The sequence below is a fragment of the Vibrio sp. 10N.222.49.C9 genome (genome assembly GCF_041474985.1).
GTDB classification, from domain to species: Bacteria; Pseudomonadota; Gammaproteobacteria; order Enterobacterales; family Vibrionaceae; genus Vibrio; species Vibrio crassostreae_C.
Window position 1 is genome coordinate 1 of sequence record NZ_JBFRVD010000009.1, and the last position, 20,923, is coordinate 20,923.

A 20,923-nucleotide genomic window follows, 5' to 3' on the forward strand; every position below is an offset into this window, starting at 1 on the left:
AATATCAGTTGACCACTACATTGGTATGATATTTCGGGTAGAGAACGAACCGATTTGAGAGCCATGACTTTAGACTTTGATTCACTAAAGCTCGCCGTAGATGAAGCCTTGAATGTTTTTCCAGAAACCCAATTGGTCGTCCTTAACGATAGACTTGATTGGGGGTTAATCTCTATTGAATCATCTAAACGCATGCTGATTTGTAAGGACTAATAGTCAACCTACACTTCAATATGGAAATCATTGCCTATGTCACTGTTTGATTAATATATTACCAATATCATATACCTTTACCTCAAAAAGGAGCCATATATGACATGTAGTAGCTGTAATAAACGTCTAAATATCGGAATGATCCATAAGCGTGACCCAGCAACTGGTATGAAATACAAGTCATGCCCACACTGCTCGGATGCTAATAATGGTGAGCATGTTTATCACCCCTATCCATCTTCTTTTGGAAAAACTCCAGCTCGAATTTCAGCTCGAAATCCAGAAGGTTATCAAAGCTACTGTATTGAATGTCGACGTTTAGACAAAGGTGTTCAATCACAGACGTATATGAATGGAAAAACGTGCAGCAGCTTAATCTAGGAATCGAATGAATCTATCACAAACTGATGCTGTAGATTGGCTATCAACGCTCAAAGCATCGAGCGTTGATCTGTTAATTACAGACCCACCATACGAATCTCTAGAAAAACATCGAAAAATAGGAACAACTACTAGGTTAAAAGTTAGTAAATCATCAAGTAATCAATGGTTTGATATATTTCCAAACTCAAGGTTTGAAGAGCTGTTAACTGAAATATATCGAGTGCTAAAAAATAACTCTCATTTCTATCTATTCTGCGATCAAGAAACGATGTTTTTTATTAAACCAATTGCAGAAAAAGTAGGATTCAAGTTCTGGAAGCCTATCATCTGGGATAAAGTTTGTATTGGTATGGGATACCACTATAGAGCTAGACATGAGTACATTCTCTTTTTTGAAAAAGGAAAAAGAAAACTCAATAACTTAAGTACACCAGATATATTGACCTATAAACGAGTTTATAGAGGCTACCCTACAGAGAAGCCTGTAGATTTACTGGAAGTTCTAGTTACCCAAAGTAGTAACCAAGGGGAATTAATCGTTGACCCATTCTTTGGTTCTGGATCAACGCTAATTGCGGCAAATAATTTGAAAAGAAAAGTGAAGGGGAATGATATCTCTCCGGCTGCTCATGAACATTTCGAGCAGCGTCAAAAATCACATTCTATGCAGATTCATAAATAGCCATTTCTAAATCGTGTACTGCTTCAAGATATTGAGGTTTACCACCAAAGCCATTGTTAATGATTTCTTTCATACTTCCGATTTCATTAAAAGGAGCGACTTTAAGTACAGTAATATTTTCGACTTCTGTAACGCCACCGTCAGCATACTTATCAAGAAGGTTGTTCAATACCTGCTGCGCGGTATCGCCATATTTAGTGAAGTAGTTACGCTTCTTCACGTTATCGGCGCGCTCTTTACGAGTTAAAGCGGGTTGGTCATAAACGACATGGCAAATCATATCGAATGGGTCCATGTCTTTACCCACTTCGTCCTCTAGCGCTTCCCATAGAATACCGGCTTCGGCTAACTCATCGATAATGGCTTGCTTCCGGTCAGATTCGTTCCAACGCTTGGTGAACTCATCTAAAGAAGAGAACTGCTTCACCATGGTTTTACGGGTGTAGTCTTTAAATGACTCGGTCACAAGCTTACCGTCTGAATCGTAATATTGGACACGTTCAGCGAGCGCTTTTACTGGAACTCCATTCACATGGAATTTGCGAACTCGATTCTCATCACCCCAATCGTCTGCACCGCCTGTACTTTCAGGGGAGTTTCCAAAATCTTCACCATAGGTAGTCTCTGGCTCTTGAATTGAATCAGGGTCAATGTCTTCATCACCGAATGGGTTATCAGCATCGACATCATCAACGCCGTCGATGATGTCATCTAAATCTTCTTCATCTTCGAACTGATCTGGAGTCGTGACCTTCACGCGTTCTGGAGTTCCGTCGAAGCGTTCATCAGCAAACAGTTCTGTCGCTTTTTTGAAATCCAAGATAGTGAACCAAAGCTTGCCATAGCGGTCATCAATACGAGTACCACGACCAATGATTTGCTTAAACTTGGTCATCGATTGAATACCTTGATCAAGCACTACTAGCTTACAGGTTTTTGCATCAACTCCCGTCGTCATTAGCTCTGAAGTCGTGGCAATAACAGGGTACTTTTTCTTAGGATTGATAAAATTGTCTAGCTGATCTTTGCCAATATCGTCATCGCCCGTAATTTTCATTACGTATTTATCGTTCTTCTTAACCTGTTCTGGATTCAAATTTACTAACGCACGGCGCATACGATCAGCATGATCGATGTCGTTACAGAACACGATGGTTTTGGCCATTGGGTCGGTACGTTTCAGATAGTTGGTGATGGTTTGTGCGACAAGCTCTGTACGCTCATCAATAACCATAGTGCGATCAAAATCTTTTTGGTTGTAGATTCGATCTTCAATCACTTCGCCATTTTTGTCAGTTTGCCCTTTGGTTGGTCGCCAACCTTGGACGTCCACATCAATATCGACACGAACTACTTTATAAGGGGCTAAGAAGCCATCCTCAATACCTTCTTTAAGAGAGTAGGTATAAATTGGGTCGCCAAAGTACTCGATGTTAGATATTTCATCGGTCTCTTTTGGTGTCGCCGTCAAACCGACTTGAGTCGCACTGCTAAAGTATTCAAGAATTTCACGCCAAGCGCTGTCTTCTGAAGCACTACCACGGTGGCACTCGTCAATGATGATTAAGTCAAAGAAGTTAGGGTCTACTTGCTTGTAGGCTTTTTGTTCTTCTTCTGGTCCCGTAAGCGCTTGATAAAGGGCTAGATGAACCTCAAAAGCAGGATCGACTTTGCGACCTGTAATCTTTGTCATCGCCGTGCCGAATGGCTGAAAATCGTTCGTTTTAGTTTGATCGACAAGGATATTTCGGTCAGCTAAGAACAAAATTCGCTTCTTGGCTTTGGCTTTCCAAAGTCGCCAGATAATTTGAAATGCGGTGTAGGTTTTACCTGTACCCGTCGCCATGACTAGTAAAGCTCTGTCTTGACCAGCAGCAACGGCCTCTACTGTTTTGTTGATAGCTTGAAGCTGGTAGTAACGCGGTGATTTACCGCTGCCATCATCATGGTAATCTTGGGTGATAATTGGCAGATGTTCTTCTTTATACCCTTTCCAAGCACAATACTTTTCCCACAACTGCTGAGGGGTTGGGAAATCCTCTAAACGAATTTCCGTTTCAAGTTGAGTTGGGTTGGTTAAGTCTCGGAAAATAAAACCATCGCCATTCGAGGCAAAAACGAATGGAACCTCTAGCAGACCTGCGTACACCATGCCTTGTTGCATACCTTTGCCAACTTCATGCTTATTGGCTTTTGCCTCAATCACTGCAAGCGGCATACTAGGCTTATGATAAAGTACGATGTCAGCTGATTTTACTTTCTGACGAGCAGCAGCTTGGCCTCGAACAATCACTTTACCATCGCGCAGTTTTACTTCTTGTCGAATCTGAGTCATATCATCCCACCCAGCATCTTTAATCGCAGGAAGTATGAATTTGGTAATGATGTCGGTTTCAGATAACTTAGCTTTATTAATGCTGCTGACCATTTAGATTACTCGTAGAGAGACTCAATAGCTAATCAGTATATCGTAAAGCCAATATAAATCCGAGTGCGCATTATTCACGGTGTGATTAAGTGAATGTTGCGATAACTCTTTGTTTAAAATCACCTAAACGTAACTCATCATAACCATCGAAATCAGAGTAAAATGCGTTTTGAACCCCATCGATTTTTGACCAATTTAGTTGAGTTGAGGACTCCCCAGATACCATAATCTTATCGTACGAAAAATCTGTAGGAGTAAAACTCTGCGCCTTATCTGATTCATCAGTCTGTTCATTCGATTTAATAAATAGACACGACTCTGGAATATCCTGCTCAATTCTTTCAGCAAACCCAATCAAACTTTCTTCGGCAAAGGTATACAACCAGGCTTCTTGATTGGGTGAATCATTAACTCTCAATATCCTTCCAAGGACTTGTCTAAAGTAAAGCTCCGTTTTTACCGAACTCATATGACAGCAAACCTGCAGCCTTGGAATATCCGTTCCTTCACTTATCATCCCAACACTGACTATCCACTGAACGCTTGAATGACGAAAAGATTCAATTTCATTTAACGGATTATCGTGATGATAAGTCACTATGCATGCTGATTGATTAAAGTGCTCAACAAGTCGCTTTTGAATGTCTTTAGCGTGCTTAATAGAAGAGGCGACCACCAAGCCTCCAGCACTTGGGGACTCTTGCCTTATCTGCTCTAACTTTTGGCAACCGCTATTTAGTATGTAATTCATAGCGTCTTCGTTGTGAATGACGCTTTGGTAAGAGACATCGGATTGTTTAAGGCAATCAAGAATAGAGGCGAAGTGTTGATTGTCACTGCCAGCCTTAACGCTCAGGTGTTCATTATCGATTAAAACGATTTTAGGGCGGCGGCATACCTTATCTTCAACTGCCTGTTGCAAGCCGTATTGATAATCGCAAACAACCTTACCATCAGGGTCGGAATACTCAGCCATGACGATCGGTAGTCGGTCAGAACGCCAAGGCGTGCCCGACAGCGCCAGAGTGTAACGAGCAAAGCCTTGGATCTTAGAAACAATTTCTAGCCCCCATGAATTTGACCGCCCCTCGTCATCAAACGAACAATGGTGGATCTCATCAAATATGACTAAAACTCGATATTTGCTGACGGTGTACCAAAAGTTTTCATCCAAAAAACGGATTGATTGGTAGGTGTAAGAACCTCCAAGAGAACCCAAACCTCCATTAAAGGAACATTCGAGCTTCCATGAAAAGGTCTTTTGCATCCCTTCAGCAACAGTCAGAGAGGGCGAGAAGCACAGCACTAAGTCAATCATGCCTATTTCAAATAACCGACTCGCAACCTCGGCGGCCATAACGGTTTTACCCGCTCCAGGAGTCGCTTGGCAGAAGAAGTGTGAATGCTTGTTTGAAGTGAATTTCTCGACAGCTTGATCTGCACACTCGGCTTGCCATGCTCTTAACATTGAGGAGCCTTACTTTGGGCGACTTGCATCCAGTTGGTTAGTGCATTAATTCTGCCTAATAGCTTGGCTGAGCGTTCTCTTGCTGCATTAAATAGCGGCTGCATATCTTGCTTGTTGTTTGGGAAACGCGCTAACAACGATTGGTATTCCTCAATCTCGCCTAGAGTAATCGCCAGCTCACCTTCATGCTGTTTCTTCTCTCGCTCTAGTGCATTTAGAGAGCACTCTGGAATTTGAATATCCGTTGAGTCGACCTTAGCTTTCCTATTTCGACCCGATCTAGGCTCAATTGTGAGCGCTTTGAATTCGTTAGTTTGATGGTAGCGTTTGTCTCTGCGAACCCCAATAACAGAAAGCCAGCCTTTCTCCTCAAAAGATAGAAGTTGCTTATAAACATACTTTCGAGCGTCGTCCTTACTCGAGAAGGTTGAAGCACTGTTTAGCAAAGCATCCCTAGCGTCTGTGACGGAGAAATTATCCATCCCTTTCTCAATCAATAGGTTAAACATGTGAGGGTTAATTCTGGTTACTTTCTTCATGTGACTCTTACAGGCAATAAAAACTTAGGATTGCTAAGTATACAAAAATCAGTAAAACTTAGACAATCTAAGTTATCTAAAGGTTGAAAAGAAATGTGTAAGTGCAAAAAGACAACCCCATCCCTGCGAGGCTCAAAGCTGCGCGTAAAAAAGCCAAGATCACCCAAAAAGATTTAGGGGTGAAAATTGGTATGGAGCAGAGTTCTGCTAGCGGTCGTATGAATCATTACGAGAAAGGCAGGCATGTACCCGATATTGGTACGCTTGAACGTATGGCTGAAGAATTAGATGTGCCGCTAAACTACTTTTTCTGTAGGAGCGAATTGAGCGCTGAGTTAGCGTGCGCCATTGATAAGATGAGTGATGAAGAGAAGGTGGTGCTGTTGGATAACCTAAAGAGCGAGAAGTAATACTTAAGCTTTAAGTCCATTTTTGCTCAATAACATACTCAATGGAATTGCATCCGTAAATCGCGGAGCAAGTATCTTATCTTCTACGGCAATGGCATTCAGGTTGTAAGACGATCCAGAGTCAATTTGATGAAGACGAAGCTCCTCGATAGAACAATTAAAAGGGTTGTCCAAGTAGGGGAACTTAAATGAAAAGGTACGTGACAATATCTCTTTGTCTATCGTATCAACGTTCTCACTGAAACTCATAAGTAGTGCGTCTTTCAAGAAGTGCTTTAACGCTCGGCACTCCCCTCTACACATAATAAACAAAGGATATAACACTTCATTTTTTGTAAGCACCGGCGGTTCATCAAAGCCCATTCTCGCACTCAAACCAGCGACAAATTTAGCAAAGTGCTTTTTTTGCTCCAAGTCAAAACTATAAGATGCCGTTACACTCGAATGGCTGTTAGCTTTCAACAGCTTGAAATAGTTAATCTTTCGTCTCCAACTTAATCGTGAGTTCCATTGCGGCTCTGTCGCTATCACATCAGCATAAGGCATACCAACCAACACAAACGAGACTTTTGCTTCTTCACTTATGTATTTGAACGTATTAGCAATAGCCTGCCTTTCTTCTGCTGTAGAAAACTCCACAAGCTCTTGAATTTCATTGACGATAATCAGCTCAACAGATTTACGTTTAAGTTGCTTTACGACAGCCTCACCAAGAGCAATTTCATTACGTCGTCGGGTACCTCTTCCACCTGACTTTCCATCTAAATCGACTAAAAACTGCGTAAGCGTGTTCTGTTCATTTATGCGGCTTGGAACTCTGGTGCTAAGAACAGGTTGTTTACTCCAAGTTGAACTCGGCGGAAAGCGTGATAAATAGTTGTTAATCAAAGCCGTCTTTCCACTTCCGGCCTCACCAGTTAACAAGAAAGACTCCGGTTCACCGCCAAGGGAGTGATTAAAACGAAGCTGATCGAAAATGGAGTAGATTTCAGTTATAGCTGGATACTCGATAAAGCTGGTTTCAAAGAGTTTTAGTTGCTCAAACTGTCTAGATGTTAAGTTCAAATCAATACCCCTCAATATCTTCAAAATCATCATCAGCTACTTGTTCTGAAACATCGAACACGACCGCAGCTTCTTTTTTTGCCGGAGCCGTACTGATTGAGCTTGGCCCCTCTGAGCCCACATCATTAAATTTTGCTAATTTCGAAGTGTTACCCGTTTTAGGCAAGCTACCCTTATTACTTTTGGCACTGCGGAACCTATCGGTTTCTTCCTGAATACGTTTTTTCATATACAGAAATGTATCCGCAAGCGCCTCATCATCAGCAAGCTGCTTAGTGTTAATCCTGCGTACTTTTTGTATGCGCTCATGTTCAAAAAGGGACAGTCCTTTTGTATATCCAGAGTTGTCTACCGCTGGAACTTTTATGTACCTCTTTTCCGATTCTAGGTAAACATGAATGTAGCTGATATCAGAGGGGTCTGTTTTGGTCCTAACAAAAAGCTTTTTACCATTGTTAGATGCCCAATATTTACGGTATTCAATAAGTTCGGAGGACTGATAACGTAAGTTATGTAGTCTAATCCCTGCCACTCCAATAGTTCGGTGTCTAAGCAAACCTAGCTCAACTCTCAACTGCTCCTTCTCAGTACCAACGTAGTAGGAGGGAGTCCATTCCGATTGGTTCCACTTGTGGTATGGAATATCACGTTCTCTTGAATCTGGTGCCATGTGGTAATAATCGACAATCCATTTATGAAGTAATTCAAGAAATACAGAAACTCTAACCACCGCATCCTTCTTTGGGTTGTAATCTTGTAGTTGAGTAGGGTTGGTAAATGTTTTTCCAGGTAGTGAATTCACTAACCCTTTATTCATCTGATCAAACAGCTTTTCGATCCCTGACTTTCGCCAAGGTTTAGCTGCTTGACTGTATTGGATGTCAGACACTAGAGGCCGTAACGAATCTTCTAAGCTTTGACTCCAAAATTCAGCACCATTATCGACAACTAAACAGTCAATTTTGCCGTGACAAGGCCATTCATTATCAATGGATGGATACCTTTGCTTTACCCAACTCTTATCTAGTAGCGAGTTCAATAGCGCCTTTCTGACAGAGTCAAAACTAGGCTCTCTAAAGTTGATACTGCACCCAACGATACATTTACTGAAGCGATCATAAAGCATCGTCAGGTAGGGTCGCCCCAAAGGAATATCTAACTCATCATCAATCAGAATAACTGGAACTGGGGTATGGTCAATTTCGACATACTCCATTGGTTTGGTCGAAACTACTTGCTGACCAACCGAGCGAAATTCTCGGTCTGCGTATCTTTTACCAAACCTTGCACTCGCTACCTCATAAGGAGGTAAGTCGTGTATTCGATTGTAAAAAGAACGTTCGGCAATTGGTTTTATTTTCCCCTCAACAATCCCACGATTTAATTGAATCACTCGACTCTTATAGTATCGATATGCTTCAGCAGCACTTAAGCGTTCACGAGTCAGGTATACGCTGTTAATTGCTTCATCAACTAAAGATTGAGAATCGAACTCTTTTTGTCGATTGCCTTTAAACGTATGCTTAGGAATAAGCGCACATGGGTCTTTCCCCGCTTCAAAGTAAGATTTTTTCCAAGTTGCTAAAGTTCGCCAACTCGGGGGAATGAGTTGTAATTCCGATTCCACAAGAGTTAAGAGAGGGTTCAAATTTTTCTCGGTCCATCCGCCTTTTAAACGCTTCTCTACGAACGCGATGATTTTGATACGACGGATAACTTCTTGCTGTACCTTCGGTGATTGAGAATCAATAGTTGAGGTGATTTCAATAGGTTCATGAATTAGCTCTATTGGAAGCTGCTGAGACTCTCCCTCTGAAGCTTCAAATTCATCAAAGAACCCAAATATGCTGTTAGAGTCCGATGGCATAGTTAACACCAAACGTAGGTTTCGAGGCCAAAGCCAATATTGTTGAGGTCTGTTTTGATTTGCCCCGAAGAGATCCAAGGAAGAGTAGAGATAAGTGTGTCTTGCTCCGATAAACCGAAATACAAAGACACCTCTTGTAGCTGCACCATTTGTTTTCGTTGAATAAACGCCAATACTAGTTTTTGAAACTCAGTCACGGTTCGCAATCCGGAATAACGGTGTAGTAACTTAAAGTTATCTAACGTCGGTCCCATTCTAATTTGTTTCTCAGTAACCAAAACTAAGCGTCTGTTGAACTCATTCAACGCCACTCTTTGTTTCTCTTCAAATCTATTCCTGAAATCAGGTTTGAGAATCTGACTAGAGTGTTTTACTTCGAAGAGGGTTGACTGCTCGTTGTGATTTGTTACTAAAAAGTCTGGGGTATATCGGCACTTACGATTATTGAATTGATAGTGGAAGCCAAAAGGTTGAGAGGTAAAACTTTTAACGTTTGCGTTATATTCGAGGTGAAAGCAGAAATCGAACTCCAAAATAGAGAGAGTGCGGACAACAGCATCATTCTTCAAGCTCATGAACTTACAGATGTTGTGTACGTGAGATGATTTCTTGGTTTGATCGAACATAGCAAATCACTTTTGTTGTAAACCTACAACAAAAAATAGACTATGAAGACTTATGGTGCAAATATGAAGACTTATGATGCAGAAATGAAGAAAGCCTGCAATTTATGCGAACATATATTGCAGGCTTCATAAGGGGTGGGAACCCAGCCACATCCCGGCACACAAGTCACTCGCTGCGGCTGCTCCCTTCCAGGCCTGACCGAGTTCACGAGCTATTGTTGCGGGAGGACCAGGCCCCCATAGATTCGTTTTCTAAGAGGCTTGCCTCAAAGAGTGATTGGATTATTAAGCATCACAGCAACCATTGCAAGCCCTTCCACCCTATTTTTGAACAATTGCGGTCTAAGTGCTTATCCTTTATTCAAACCACTAGGAAATCGCAGGTAAATTCACCATTTACCTGCATTTGGAAGGTTTGGATTGCTGGAGTACTAGATATCGATGTCTTCGTTATCTTCTGTGCGAATGATGTAGTCTGTCATCCACGCGGTACCTAATAGACACAACCACACCACAAAGACTGGGCTTGGTACTTCGATGCTTGGAGTAATCACCAGAGCCGCAAAGCCGACCGTTGGCAGTGTCCAACATAATAGTTTATTCCAGCGGAAGGTTTTCAAGCGCGTCAGCGTTTCCATCGATGCCATGATGCCCGTTATACACAAGGCAACCAAAGCGGCATAAGGTAAATCGGCTATCCATAATGGAAGTATTAAGCCTAATGACCACCAGCTGTGTCGGCTGGCAGGCTTAAGATGATTTGCCGCCCACCAAATTACGATGATAGATAAGGTCTGAAGTGTGGTAACCCAAGGGACACCTTCAAGCTTGCCTGCTGATTGCGTGACCATGATCCCGACCTGCAAAGTAGTCACAATTAAGCCGGAAATAATCACGACCGACAAACTACTGCGTCTTGAGAAGACCACCATCAATAGCGGGAACAGTACCCACGCACTGACAGACAGCGTGATGGGCTGCAAAGGAAGGGTTAGACCATAAGTGGTCATGGAAACAAGCAAAGCTAATCCTGCTATCCCCCCCTGCGGTAAAATCCATAAAGCAGGAATTACCATTGCAAGCACCGGGATATCTCCCTCACTTAAACTGATTGCTCTCGCGCAAACAACCGCTAATAATGTGGTGATCAAGAACTGAAACGTTGTAAATACCATAGCCCTCTCCTTCTACCGATCCGTGGTACCATACCAATCGTAGTAATTAACTGGTCACCCTAGCTTGTTAAAAAACTCGATAACCTCGTTAGATTTTTTGATTGTAGAATAACTACTTATCAAAACTTCTTATCAAAAAGAGCGGCCTTGCTCTCAAGCTTTTTCCCTGTGCTATTTTTGAACACTTACTTACTGTGATTGGTATTTATGAACTAGGAACATTTAGTATGGACCAATTTTTAAGCCAAATCTTTGCTGTGATTCACCAAATTCCATATGGGAAAGTAACAACTTATGGAGACATAGCACGTTTTTCAGGATTTCCGGGCTATGCGCGCCATGTTGGTAAAGCGCTGGGTAACCTGCCAGAAGGTAGCAAACTGCCTTGGTATCGAGTGATAAACAGCAAGGGTGAAATATCTTTAAAGGCTGATTCGTTCGACAGACAAAAGCAGCATTTGGTTAAAGAAGGGGTTGAGGTGAGTGATGCAGGAAAAGTTAAACTCAGAATATACAAATGGCAGCCCTAGAGCTGCCACTAATCGTCAATTCAACTGGCTAAGTTAAGCCAATCAAGATGCCTTAACAGTGGCATCGATTTCTGATTAACGAACACCAACCAAACGTAGGTCTGCTTGCTGTGTATTTTCTACATCAGTAATTACTGACTTAATCGTGTCCGTTATGAAACGCAGTTTACCGTCAACATGAATCGATGCGCGCATGTTGTAACGGTGGTTAGCTTTAATTTTGTCGTTGTCGTAGCTCAGCTCGAATGCGAACGGTACTTGCTTACCGTCTGTGGTGAACTCTTGAGTTGCGATAACCGTCGATGGTGCATCAGCCAGTGAGATATCTTCTAGCGTAACGGTAACCACTGCATTCTCTGGCAATGCAATTCTTTCACGGTAGCTTACTGTTCCTGAAATCACTTGAGTGTTCTCTGCAACCACTTCTTGAGAAGCGCTCGTTTCTGATGTTGCTTGGCAACCAACAAGTAGGCCAAACGATACTAAAGACGTAATAAGAATTAGAGCCTTTTTCATATTCAATTTCTCTCAACATGTTTGCCGGACTCGGCAAATCTACTCACCAATTATAAGAGAGCTTTCATATTCTGTCTTGAAACCCTATGATTTATTGACAGATATCTGACTAAGCTAAATGATTAACACCATAATCTGACACCCATTTTACGAAGAGGAATGCTGGCGATGAGTCAACCTTTACAAGAATTACTAAGTTTACTTCAGCTAGAAAAACTGGAAGAAGGTTTATTCCGTGGGCAAAGTGAGAACCTAGGCCTACCACAGGTATACGGCGGTCAGGTATTGGGACAAGCGCTTTCTGCTGCTCGTTATACCGTTCAAGACGACCGTAGTGTTCACTCGTTCCACAGTTATTTTCTGTTTCCCGGCGATCCTGAAAAGCCAATCATTTACGACGTTGAGAACCTACGAGATGGACGCAGCTTTAGCACGCGCCGTGTAAAAGCGATTCAAAATGGCCGCCCTATTTTCTATCTCACCGCTTCTTATCATGGCGATGCGCCAGGTTTTGAACACCAGATTTCAATGCCTGATATTCCGGGACCAGAGAACTTTGCTTCAGAAACTGAATTAGCGAGCCACATTGCTGAATTTTTACCAGAGAAACTGCGCAAAACCTTCTGTGGCGAAAAGCCGATTGAGATGCGCCCGGTGACGGTGGTAAATCCACTGAAACCTAAGAAGACGGAAGCGAAACAATACCTTTGGGTAAGAGCGAATGGCGCGATGCCAGACAACCAATTGATCCACCAATACCTGCTTGCTTACGCATCGGATTGGGGATTCTTGGTGACGGCGCTTCACCCTCATGAAGTCTCTATCATGACGCCAAATTTTCAAGTGGCGACGATTGACCACTCAATCTGGTTCCACCGCCCATTCAAAATGGACGAATGGCTGCTTTATGCGATTGAAAGCCCAACGGCAGCGAACACTCGCGGCCTAGTGCGCGGCGAGATCTTCAACCAGAAAGGTGAACTGGTAGCGACGGCAGTACAAGAAGGTGTGATGCGTTTTACTAAGTAGCGCTCAAATTAATAGCGGATAAACGCTTCTTACAAGCCCCAAATACGCACAAACAAAAAGAGGCTAGGTTTAATACCTAGCCTCTCTTTTTTATAACACTTACGAAAATCCGTCACTTAAGAGTGACTAAAATCTATTCTGCTTCTAGCGTAGGCTCAAACTCGCTTTGTACTCGCGTTTTAATGCCATCTCCGGCATCTCGCAGAAGGTTAAATGGCGATAACATCACACCTTTCACAGCGCCTTCTGCAGCGTCCTGAGCCAAAGCTTGACTCTTATCTGCCAACAAATTAGCTTGTACCAAAATATTCGGCACTTCCGCTCTTAGCATTTCAGATTCAGTAACAACAGCGGGGATAGTTTGCTCACGGTACGATTTACTTTCCGCGAGCATAGGTGGCATTACGTCTACGCGGTATCTCTTTAATTCCGTTAATGTAGGAGGAATAACATCGGTTCTTACCTGCTCGACTTCCGTTCTAACATTTTTTACTTCATCTAATATCGCTGGGATTTTATTGTCGACCGAGGCTACGGTTTGATTCACGTCATCGATCGTCTTTCTAACTTCTTCGACAGTGTTTAACACCTGAGGAGCAAGATCGCTGACATGTTCAGCAAGCGCTAATAGCTCTTCTACTTTGAGCCCTTTGGTGAGGCCCGATATGTCTTCGATAACTTGCGGGTAAGTATCAACGATTTCACCGACTTTATTAGTCAATGAGTAGATGGTGTAACCCAAGTAAAAAATGGCGACCGCCAGTACCAGCTGGATAGCGGTAGATACTTTTGCAAACATGAATAATCCTTTTCTTTATCGCAGAGACGAGATCTAAACTGAGAAGATAGTTAAACTAAAGCGATAGTTAATCTATTACTAGGCGCAGCTTAAAGCGGCAATGCTGTCGTGTACTTCAATGGTTCCATCGCAAACGTCGAGGTCACATTAGAGATACCATCAATGCTATTCACCAAGCGCTTATAGAAATCATCAAAGCACTTCATGTCTTTAACCTGAACCTTCATCATATAATCATATTCGCCAGCCATGCGATAGAACTCCATCACTTCTGGAAATTCCGACACAGTATTCACAAAACGACCATACCACTCATGAGAATGATCACTGGTTTTCACCAATACGAACGCAGTAAAGGAAAGATCCAGTTTTTCCGGGTTCAGCAGTGCAACTCTTTTCTCAATAATGCCGTTCTCTTCGAGGCGCTTAAGCCTTTTCCAACAAGGCGTTGTAGTGAGATTGACCGCTTCAGAAATATCGTTCAATGACAGGGTGCTGTCTTCTTGCAGTAACCCTAATATTTTTTTATCTACGGCATCTATCACACTTTCACCAAATCGCATTTAAAGAGAATAATTTTCTACAATTTAAGCAAAACAAAGCAAATATGGCAAAGTTTTTCTCTCCGATTATAGATAAATTAGAACCATACCAATTACAAAGAATTCCTACACTCGATCAGGAGAACGTTTATGTGCACTGACCATCAATGGATTAACAACGCGATTCGTAAAATTGAAGCGGACTACCAACGCTCAGCGGATACGCACCTTATCAAGCTCGATCTACCAAGTATCGAAGGCATTGATGTTTACCTTAAAGATGAAAGCACACACCCTACAGGCTCTTTAAAGCACCGTTTAGCGCGTTCTCTCTTCTTATACGCCATCTGTAACGGTTGGGTTGGCCCAGAAACCACGATCATTGAATCTTCATCGGGCAGTACTGCGGTGTCTGAAGCTTACTTCGCTCGCCTACTTGGCCTTCCATTTATCGCGGTAATGCCAAAATGCACAGCGAAGAAAAAGATCGAGCAAATTGAATTCTACGGCGGCCAAGCGCATCTTGTGGACCGCTCAGATGAAATTTACGATGAGTCTCGCCGTTTAGCAGAAGAATTGAATGGTCACTACATGGATCAATTTACTTACGCTGAGCGCGCAACCGACTGGCGTGGTAACAACAACATCGCGAACTCGATTTTCAATCAAATGCAGATGGAAGATCACCCAGTTCCGGCTTGGGTAGTAATGAGCCCAGGTACTGGCGGTACTTCAGCGACGATTGGCCGTTTCATTCGCTACCAACAACATGAAACTAAGCTTTGTATTGTGGACCCTGAGAACTCTGTATTCCACGAATACTTCCAAACAGGCAATGCGAACGTGAAATGTAGTACATTCAGCAAGATTGAAGGCATTGGTCGCCCACGAGCAGAACCAAGCTTCATTCCTGGTGTGGTTGACGAAATGCGTAAAATCCCAGACGCAGCAAGTATCGCAACGACACATTGGTTATCTGACATTCTTGGTCGCAAGGTCGGCGCATCAACCGGGACTAACATGTACGGTGTGCTTCAATTAGCCAGTGAAATGAAAGCACGTGGAGAAAAAGGTTCTATCGTGACTTTACTGTGTGACAGTGGTGAGCGTTACCTAGACACTTACTTCAATGACGAGTGGGTAAATCTGAATATCGGAGACCTACAACCTTATGCAGCGAAGCTAGAAGCTTTCTCCCAAACGAGTGAGTTGGCTTAAGTTCATATAAGCCGGTAGTTAGAAATAAAAAAGAGCCCTTGATGGGCCCTTTTTGTTTATTCATTCTATTAATCAGCCACTAACGAGAACAAATTACTCTGGCTTCTGCTTCGCTTCAAATGCCGCAAGTTGTTCAGGCGTCGCTTTTGGTTGATGGTTTTGTTTCCACTCATCGTAAGTCATGCCGTATACACGCTCACGAGCGTCATCGATATCCAAGTCTAAGCCTTGTTGCTCTGCTTCCGCTTTGTACCATTTACTGAAACAGTTTCGGCAGAAGCCAGCCAAGATCATCAGATCGATGTTCTGCACATCTTTATTGTTATCTAGGTGTGCTAGCAGGCGACGAAAGGTTGCTGCATCCAGCTTATCTTGTTCTTCTTGAGAAAGATCTTTGTATTTAAATTCAGCCACTTTACTTTCCTTTATTCGATCTATTGTATTAATTCGTTGAGCTCTGTTTGTTATACAAAAAAAGCCTGCAATTCGCTAGGAGCAAACGCAGGCTTTTCAATATTGTTACACTATTCCGTGTTCATTAATCGTGCGTGTTCATTAATCGTGCGTGTTCATTAACCGTGAGAGGTTCTTCCCACGTTGTCATGGCTAAGCTCTTTATTAAGTTCCGCTTCCACGTGACCCGGAGAGCGTGTTGATCCTGAAATCAGTCGGTACATCGCAGGGATAACGAACAGAGTTACCAATGTCGCGAAGCCCATACCGAAGAAGATAACCGTACCCACAGCCACTCGGCTTTCATAGCCTGCGCCCGTTGAAGTAATCAATGGAATTGCACCAGCCAGCGTCGTGAATGCCGTCATCATGATTGGACGTAAGCGTCGAGCAGAAGCATCAATGATCGCCTTTTCAAACTCAATACCACGGTCACGAAGTTGGTTAGCAAACTCTACGATCAAGATACCGTTTTTGGTTACCATACCGATCAACATGATCATACCAATCTGGCTGTAGACGTTGAGCCCTTGACTCATCAGCACCAAGCCTAAGAAGCCACCGAAGATACCCATAGGTACGGTGAACATCACCACCAGCGGGTTAATGAAGCTTTCAAACTGCGCGGCCAGTACCAAGTATGCGACCAGCATCGCTAGCGCAAACACCACTAGGATACTTGATTGGTTCTCTTTAAAGTCTTTTGACTCGCCAGAGTAGCTCACTGAAATATCACCCGGTAGCTGTTCAATCGCTTGTTCATCAAGGAAATCGAGCGCGTCACCCAGCGTGTAACCTTCCATTAGGTTCGCTTTAATGGTCACCGATTTCTGCTTGTTGTAGTGCGACAAACGAATCGATGAAGCCACTTCTTCAATGTGCGTCAGCGTATCAAGTGTAACCAGCTCACCAGACTGAGTTCGCATGTAGATTTGGCTTAGATCGTTCGCGTTGTTGAAGCTGTTTTCATCACCACGCAGATACACGTCGTACTCTTCACCACGGTCAACGAAAGTGGTTTCACTACGGCCGCCAAGCATGATCTCTAACGTATCTGAAATATCCGAAACGCTAACGCCTAGCTCGGCTGCACGTTGTTTATCTACGGTTACCAATAACTCTGGTGTTTTCTCAGAGTAATCGATGTCCGCACCTTCCATCATTGGAGAGTCTTCAGCCGCTTGCTTTAACAGTTCGCCCCATTTCTGAAGCTCAGAGTAATCAGAGCCACCCAGTACAAATTGAACAGGCTCACTTGAACCACCTTTGAAGCCCGGCATGAACGGGAATACACGTACATCAGGAATACCATTTAAAGATTTACGAACTTCGTTCAACGCTTCCTGAGCGGTTTCATCACGTTCGTCCCAATCTTCCAGGATCATGATAACGAAGCCCGTTTGGTCGCCAGCATTACCACCAAACGCTGGTGATTGAATACTAAATGACTTCAAGAAACCTTGACCAAGCAGCGGCATTAGGCGCTCTTCAACGATGTCCATGTTGGCAGACATGCGGTTGTAACTGGTTGCATCTGCGCCACGAACAAACGCAAAGATAACACCACGGTCTTCTTGTGGAGTAAGCTGGGCTGGCACTTGTTGCATCAAACCATAGCTACCACCCAAACATGCGATAATGATGATAGGAGCAGCCCAACGCCAATTTAACGCGCGGCGTAATACCGAGCGGTATCCAGACTCTAATTTACCAAATACACGTTCAACAAACAGGTTAAAGCGGTTTGGCTTCACGTTCGCTTTAAGGATCTTACTGCCTAGCACTGGCGTTAATGTTAATGCCACGAGCGACGAGAAGATCACCGACATCGCAAGCAATACAGAAAACTCGGTAAACAATAGGCCAACCATGCCGTCCATGAACGAGATTGGTAGGAATACCATTACCAATACAAGCGTTGTTGCGATTACCGCGAAGCCTACTTCACGAGTACCTTTATAGGCCGCAAGCAGCGGTGACTCACCACGTTCAATATGGTGGAAAATGTTCTCAACCACCACGATCGCATCATCTACCACCAAACCAATCGACAGGATAAGTGCCATCAAGGTAATCAGGTTGATAGAGAAACCGAAGTAGTACGCGGCAATAAACGACGAGATCAGAGATACAGGTACGGTTACCGCTGGAATAAGTGTTGCACGTGCTTGACCAATAAAGATATAAAGCACAAGGATAACCAAGCCGCCCGTGATAAAGAGCGTGCTGTAAACCTCAGAGATTGAGCGGTCGATAAAGACAGTTGAGTCATAGTCGACAGCTAAACGAGTACCGTCTGGCAAGAACTTTTGAATTGCTTCGACTTCTTTATGGACTAAGTCAGCCACCTCAAGTGGGTTCGCATCTGACTGAGGCACGATACCCATACTTACGTTAACAACGCCGTCACTCTTAAAGGTCGAGTTCTCGTTTTCTGCGCCAATGTAAACATCCGCTACGTCTTTCAAGTAGATAGGTGTGTTATCAGAGGCACGTTTAACGACTAGGTATTCGAAATCTTCAGCTTCAGTGTAAGAACGAGCAGTACGAACCGACATCACAATCGCATCGTTACGTACTTCACCACCCGGGCTTTCAATGTTCTCACTGTTCAACGCAGATGTGATGTCGGAGGTAGTAACACCACGACCCGCCATCTGCGCAGGTTTCAGCTTGACGTACATTACTTTGTACAAGCCACCTGAGATATCCACCGAGCTCACGCCAGAAATCAAACTAAAGCGGTCAATCAACACACGTTCGGTGTAGTCGGTTAACAGCGTTCGGTCCATCTCTGTCGAACTTAAGTTGATGTAGACCGAAGCTTCACCACTACCATTGTTCTTATAAACAATTGGGTCGTCGGCTTCATCGGGCAATGAACGCTGCGCACGAGCTACAGCATCACGAACATCACTCACACCGGTATTGAGGTCGTAACCAAGCTCAAAAGTAATCGTGATACGCGACATACCGTTACGCGTTGTGGATTCGATCTCATCGATACCACTGATGCCGGATAACTGGTCTTCAAGGTTGGAGGTTATTTGGCTTTCAATGATGGTGGCAGACGCACCCTCATAACGAGTACTGATCGATACTACCGGGCTTTCAATATCTGGCATCTCACGAACCGCGAGCTTATTGAAAGAGACAATACCAAACACAACCAATAGTAGGCTCAATACGACGGCCGCTACTGGTCTCTTTACAGAAACATCAGATAACAACATTAGTTAGCGCCTTCTTGTGCTTTTTTATCACTTGCTGCATCAGCTGGGCGATTAACGGCAAGCTCTTGAACCAAGACGCCGTCACGCATGTTCACGATACCTTGCACCACGATCTTCTGGCCAATTTCGATGCCTTTGTCGATCACGACTTCGTTATCGATACGTGCCCCAAGGAAAACTTCTGTACGAGTTGCTTTATTATCTTCGTCGATAACATAAACGAAACGCTTCGTACCTGAATACTCAAGCGCTTGAACTGGAATGATTGGCGCTTCCACTGGTGGGAAGTCCATATCCGCCGCCACTAACATACCTGGCTTTAGATAATCATTATTGTTGTCGAAGTGGATTCGAACTCGAAGGTTCAAGGTTTCAGCGTTAATACGAGAATCAATGCCTACTACAGTACCAGTGAACTGAGTGTCGCCCCATGCGCTAGTGCGAGCCGTTACTTTCATACCTTTAGACAGTTTAGAAAGGTAGCGCTCCGGGATCTGCAGATCTAATTGCATTACCGATAGGTCATCTAAGGTCACGAGTTCAGTACCTGCAGTCACCATTTTACCGCGGCTAAAGTCGATAAAACCAACAGTGCCCGAGAATGGCGCGCTGATGTGAAGATCTTTCAGATTGGCATTTGCAGCAGCTAAACGAGCATTGGCGATCTCTACGTTCGTTTTCTGAGCGTCAATTTCAGTTTGCGTGATCGCGTTACGTTTCACTAGGCGTTGAAATTCCGCTAGCTTACGTTGCTCGTCTTTTAGATAAGCTTGAGCCTCTGCAACCGCCGCTTTCGCTTTGTCGTCATCAAGCTGAACCAACATCTGCCCTTTAGTGACATCTTGATTGGCTTTAATGTTGATAGAGTCCACTCTGCCAGCCACTTCAGAAGTGATCATTACCGATTGCTCGGCTTCTAACTTACCGACCAACGAAAGAGATTGGCTAACTTGGTGAATATCAACCTGCTCAGTAACAACAGTGACAGTGCTAGGGCCCATACGTTTAGCAAGTACGGCTGGAGACGCCATAAGAATAGACAAGCTAAGCAGGGTTAAAACAGATTTATGCTTCATAATAATGGTCTGCAAGTAAGTTTGTACCAATCACAGTGAGTAAGTGGTCAGAAATAGCTTAGGGAAAAGCTTGAGAACAAGGCAGCTCTTTTCAACAGATAGTTTCGATAAGTAGTTATTCTACAATCAAAATATCTGACGCTGTTCTCGAGCATTTTAGCAAGCTAAGATGACACGTTATTTACTACGATTGGTATTATTATCTATAAATGAAATTAACCGTATTCTATCAACTGATGAATGCTGTAACGTCAAGAAGTGTAAATCTAGATTAAATTCCATTTACGTTTCATCATGTTTTAGACACATTGAACACAATACAGAAAGCCAGTCACCTCAAGGTGTTACCTATCAGTACGTAAACCTTAGTATAGATGTTCACTTCACGAGCAATATGCGTACTTTTCGCCATCTTTGCCCAAAAAGGCAGCATTTAACACAAAACCATAAGAAAAACCCTTTACAGGTTTAGCGTGTTTGCTATGATGCGCTCCGCACTTGAGAGATGCGTTGGGAAAAACATCTCTTTAGCCTATCCATTATGAGTTAGGAAAAAACACCCTGGAGGGGTTCCCGAGTGGCCAAAGGGAGCAGACTGTAAATCTGCCGGCACTGCCTTCGATGGTTCGAATCCGTCTCCCTCCACCATATTCTTCTTACCTCTTTTAAG

General features: G+C 43.4%; 19 protein-coding genes, 1 tRNA gene and 1 other RNA gene. 7 read left to right on the forward strand and 14 right to left on the reverse strand.

Going from position 1 to position 20,923, the window contains the following annotated elements; translation table 11 throughout:
- Positions 1-312 precede the first annotated feature (312 nt).
- Complete coding sequence (locus tag AB4585_RS03475) at positions 313-594, forward strand: hypothetical protein (protein WP_080585234.1); 282 nt, start codon at positions 313-315, stop codon at positions 592-594.
- Between the two features lie 7 nt (positions 595-601).
- A complete protein-coding gene (locus tag AB4585_RS03480; protein ID WP_371977909.1) occupies positions 602-1,279 on the forward strand; it encodes a site-specific DNA-methyltransferase in 678 nt (225 codons plus the stop codon).
- On the opposite strand, the gene hsdR is transcribed toward AB4585_RS03480, so the two are convergent.
- The 3 genes from hsdR to AB4585_RS03495 form a co-directional block, all read right to left on the reverse strand.
- Complete coding sequence (hsdR, locus tag AB4585_RS03485; protein WP_372169353.1) at positions 1,260-3,707, reverse strand: EcoAI/FtnUII family type I restriction enzme subunit R; 2,448 nt, start codon at positions 3,705-3,707, stop codon at positions 1,260-1,262. The genes AB4585_RS03480 and hsdR overlap by 20 nt on opposite strands.
- 85 nt (positions 3,708-3,792) lie before the next feature.
- Entirely contained in the window at positions 3,793-5,175 is a 1,383-nt protein-coding gene (locus tag AB4585_RS03490) for a DEAD/DEAH box helicase (RefSeq protein WP_372133304.1), read from the reverse strand.
- Entirely contained in the window at positions 5,169-5,714 is a 546-nt protein-coding gene (locus tag AB4585_RS03495) for a hypothetical protein (protein WP_017064061.1), read from the reverse strand. Before AB4585_RS03495 ends, AB4585_RS03490 begins: the two co-directional genes overlap by 7 nt.
- 101 nt (positions 5,715-5,815) lie before the next feature.
- On the opposite strand from AB4585_RS03495, the gene AB4585_RS03500 reads away from it, so the two are divergent.
- Positions 5,816-6,124, forward strand: coding sequence for a helix-turn-helix domain-containing protein (locus AB4585_RS03500; protein ID WP_372111840.1), 309 nt, complete (start codon positions 5,816-5,818; stop codon positions 6,122-6,124).
- A 3-nt stretch (positions 6,125-6,127) separates the two neighbouring features.
- Here the strand turns inward: AB4585_RS03500 and AB4585_RS03505 are convergent, their stop codons facing one another.
- The 5 genes from AB4585_RS03505 to AB4585_RS03525 all read right to left on the reverse strand — a co-directional run bounded on the left by AB4585_RS03505 (position 6,128) and on the right by AB4585_RS03525 (position 10,857).
- The gene (locus tag AB4585_RS03505) at positions 6,128-7,222 is read right to left on the reverse strand and encodes a TniB family NTP-binding protein (protein WP_372111842.1); all 1,095 of its coding nucleotides are present in this window, start codon (positions 7,220-7,222) and stop codon (positions 6,128-6,130) included.
- Positions 7,191-9,056, reverse strand: a complete 1,866-nt coding sequence (locus AB4585_RS03510) for a Mu transposase C-terminal domain-containing protein (RefSeq protein WP_017067306.1) — start codon at positions 9,054-9,056, stop codon at positions 7,191-7,193. Before AB4585_RS03510 ends, AB4585_RS03505 begins: the two co-directional genes overlap by 32 nt.
- Before the next feature lie 2 nt (positions 9,057-9,058).
- Positions 9,059-9,682 carry a Tn7 transposase TnsA N-terminal domain-containing protein gene (locus AB4585_RS03515; RefSeq protein ID WP_372044232.1) on the reverse strand — a complete coding sequence of 208 codons (624 nt, stop codon included), beginning with the start codon at positions 9,680-9,682 and terminating at the stop codon, positions 9,059-9,061.
- Positions 9,683-9,820: 138 nt separating this feature from the next.
- Positions 9,821-9,917: signal recognition particle sRNA small type (gene ffs / locus AB4585_RS03520), an RNA gene on the reverse strand.
- 196 nt (positions 9,918-10,113) lie between these two features.
- The gene (locus tag AB4585_RS03525; protein ID WP_017058953.1) at positions 10,114-10,857 is read right to left on the reverse strand and encodes a hypothetical protein; all 744 of its coding nucleotides are present in this window, start codon (positions 10,855-10,857) and stop codon (positions 10,114-10,116) included.
- Between the two features lie 227 nt (positions 10,858-11,084).
- Between AB4585_RS03525 and AB4585_RS03530 the strand changes: the two genes are divergently transcribed.
- Positions 11,085-11,387, forward strand: coding sequence for an MGMT family protein (locus AB4585_RS03530; protein WP_017058952.1), 303 nt, complete (start codon positions 11,085-11,087; stop codon positions 11,385-11,387).
- Positions 11,388-11,462: 75 nt separating this feature from the next.
- Here the strand turns inward: AB4585_RS03530 and AB4585_RS03535 are convergent, their stop codons facing one another.
- On the reverse strand, positions 11,463-11,903 hold the full coding sequence (locus AB4585_RS03535; protein WP_017058951.1) for a YbaY family lipoprotein: 441 nt from the start codon (positions 11,901-11,903) through the stop codon (positions 11,463-11,465).
- A 168-nt stretch (positions 11,904-12,071) separates the two neighbouring features.
- Between AB4585_RS03535 and tesB the strand changes: the two genes are divergently transcribed.
- Positions 12,072-12,932 carry an acyl-CoA thioesterase II gene (tesB, locus tag AB4585_RS03540; RefSeq protein WP_029224039.1) on the forward strand — a complete coding sequence of 287 codons (861 nt, stop codon included), beginning with the start codon at positions 12,072-12,074 and terminating at the stop codon, positions 12,930-12,932.
- A 133-nt stretch (positions 12,933-13,065) separates the two neighbouring features.
- Here tesB and AB4585_RS03545 read toward each other — a convergent pair whose 3' ends face one another.
- Both AB4585_RS03545 and AB4585_RS03550 read right to left on the reverse strand, forming a co-directional pair.
- Positions 13,066-13,731, reverse strand: a complete 666-nt coding sequence (locus AB4585_RS03545) for a hypothetical protein (protein ID WP_065677409.1) — start codon at positions 13,729-13,731, stop codon at positions 13,066-13,068.
- Positions 13,732-13,820: 89 nt separating this feature from the next.
- Positions 13,821-14,294, reverse strand: a complete 474-nt coding sequence (locus AB4585_RS03550) for an Lrp/AsnC family transcriptional regulator (protein WP_017062025.1) — start codon at positions 14,292-14,294, stop codon at positions 13,821-13,823.
- Between the two features lie 129 nt (positions 14,295-14,423).
- On the opposite strand from AB4585_RS03550, the gene AB4585_RS03555 reads away from it, so the two are divergent.
- Positions 14,424-15,491: a PLP-dependent cysteine synthase family protein gene (locus AB4585_RS03555; RefSeq protein WP_372169354.1), complete on the forward strand. Its 1,068-nt coding sequence runs from the start codon at positions 14,424-14,426 to the stop codon at positions 15,489-15,491.
- A gap of 93 nt (positions 15,492-15,584) precedes the next feature.
- Here the strand turns inward: AB4585_RS03555 and AB4585_RS03560 are convergent, their stop codons facing one another.
- From AB4585_RS03560 to AB4585_RS03570, 3 genes are all read right to left on the reverse strand, one after another.
- Positions 15,585-15,905, reverse strand: coding sequence for a DUF1244 domain-containing protein (locus AB4585_RS03560; protein ID WP_004736423.1), 321 nt, complete (start codon positions 15,903-15,905; stop codon positions 15,585-15,587).
- A gap of 158 nt (positions 15,906-16,063) precedes the next feature.
- Positions 16,064-19,177: a vibriobactin export RND transporter permease subunit VexH gene (gene vexH, locus AB4585_RS03565; RefSeq protein WP_372169355.1), complete on the reverse strand. Its 3,114-nt coding sequence runs from the start codon at positions 19,175-19,177 to the stop codon at positions 16,064-16,066.
- Entirely contained in the window at positions 19,177-20,253 is a 1,077-nt protein-coding gene (locus AB4585_RS03570; protein ID WP_050644646.1) for an efflux RND transporter periplasmic adaptor subunit, read from the reverse strand. Before AB4585_RS03570 ends, vexH begins: the two co-directional genes overlap by 1 nt.
- Before the next feature lie 563 nt (positions 20,254-20,816).
- Here AB4585_RS03570 and AB4585_RS03575 point away from each other — a divergent pair.
- A tRNA-Tyr gene (locus tag AB4585_RS03575) sits at positions 20,817-20,901 on the forward strand.
- The last annotated feature ends 22 nt before the right edge of the window (positions 20,902-20,923 follow it).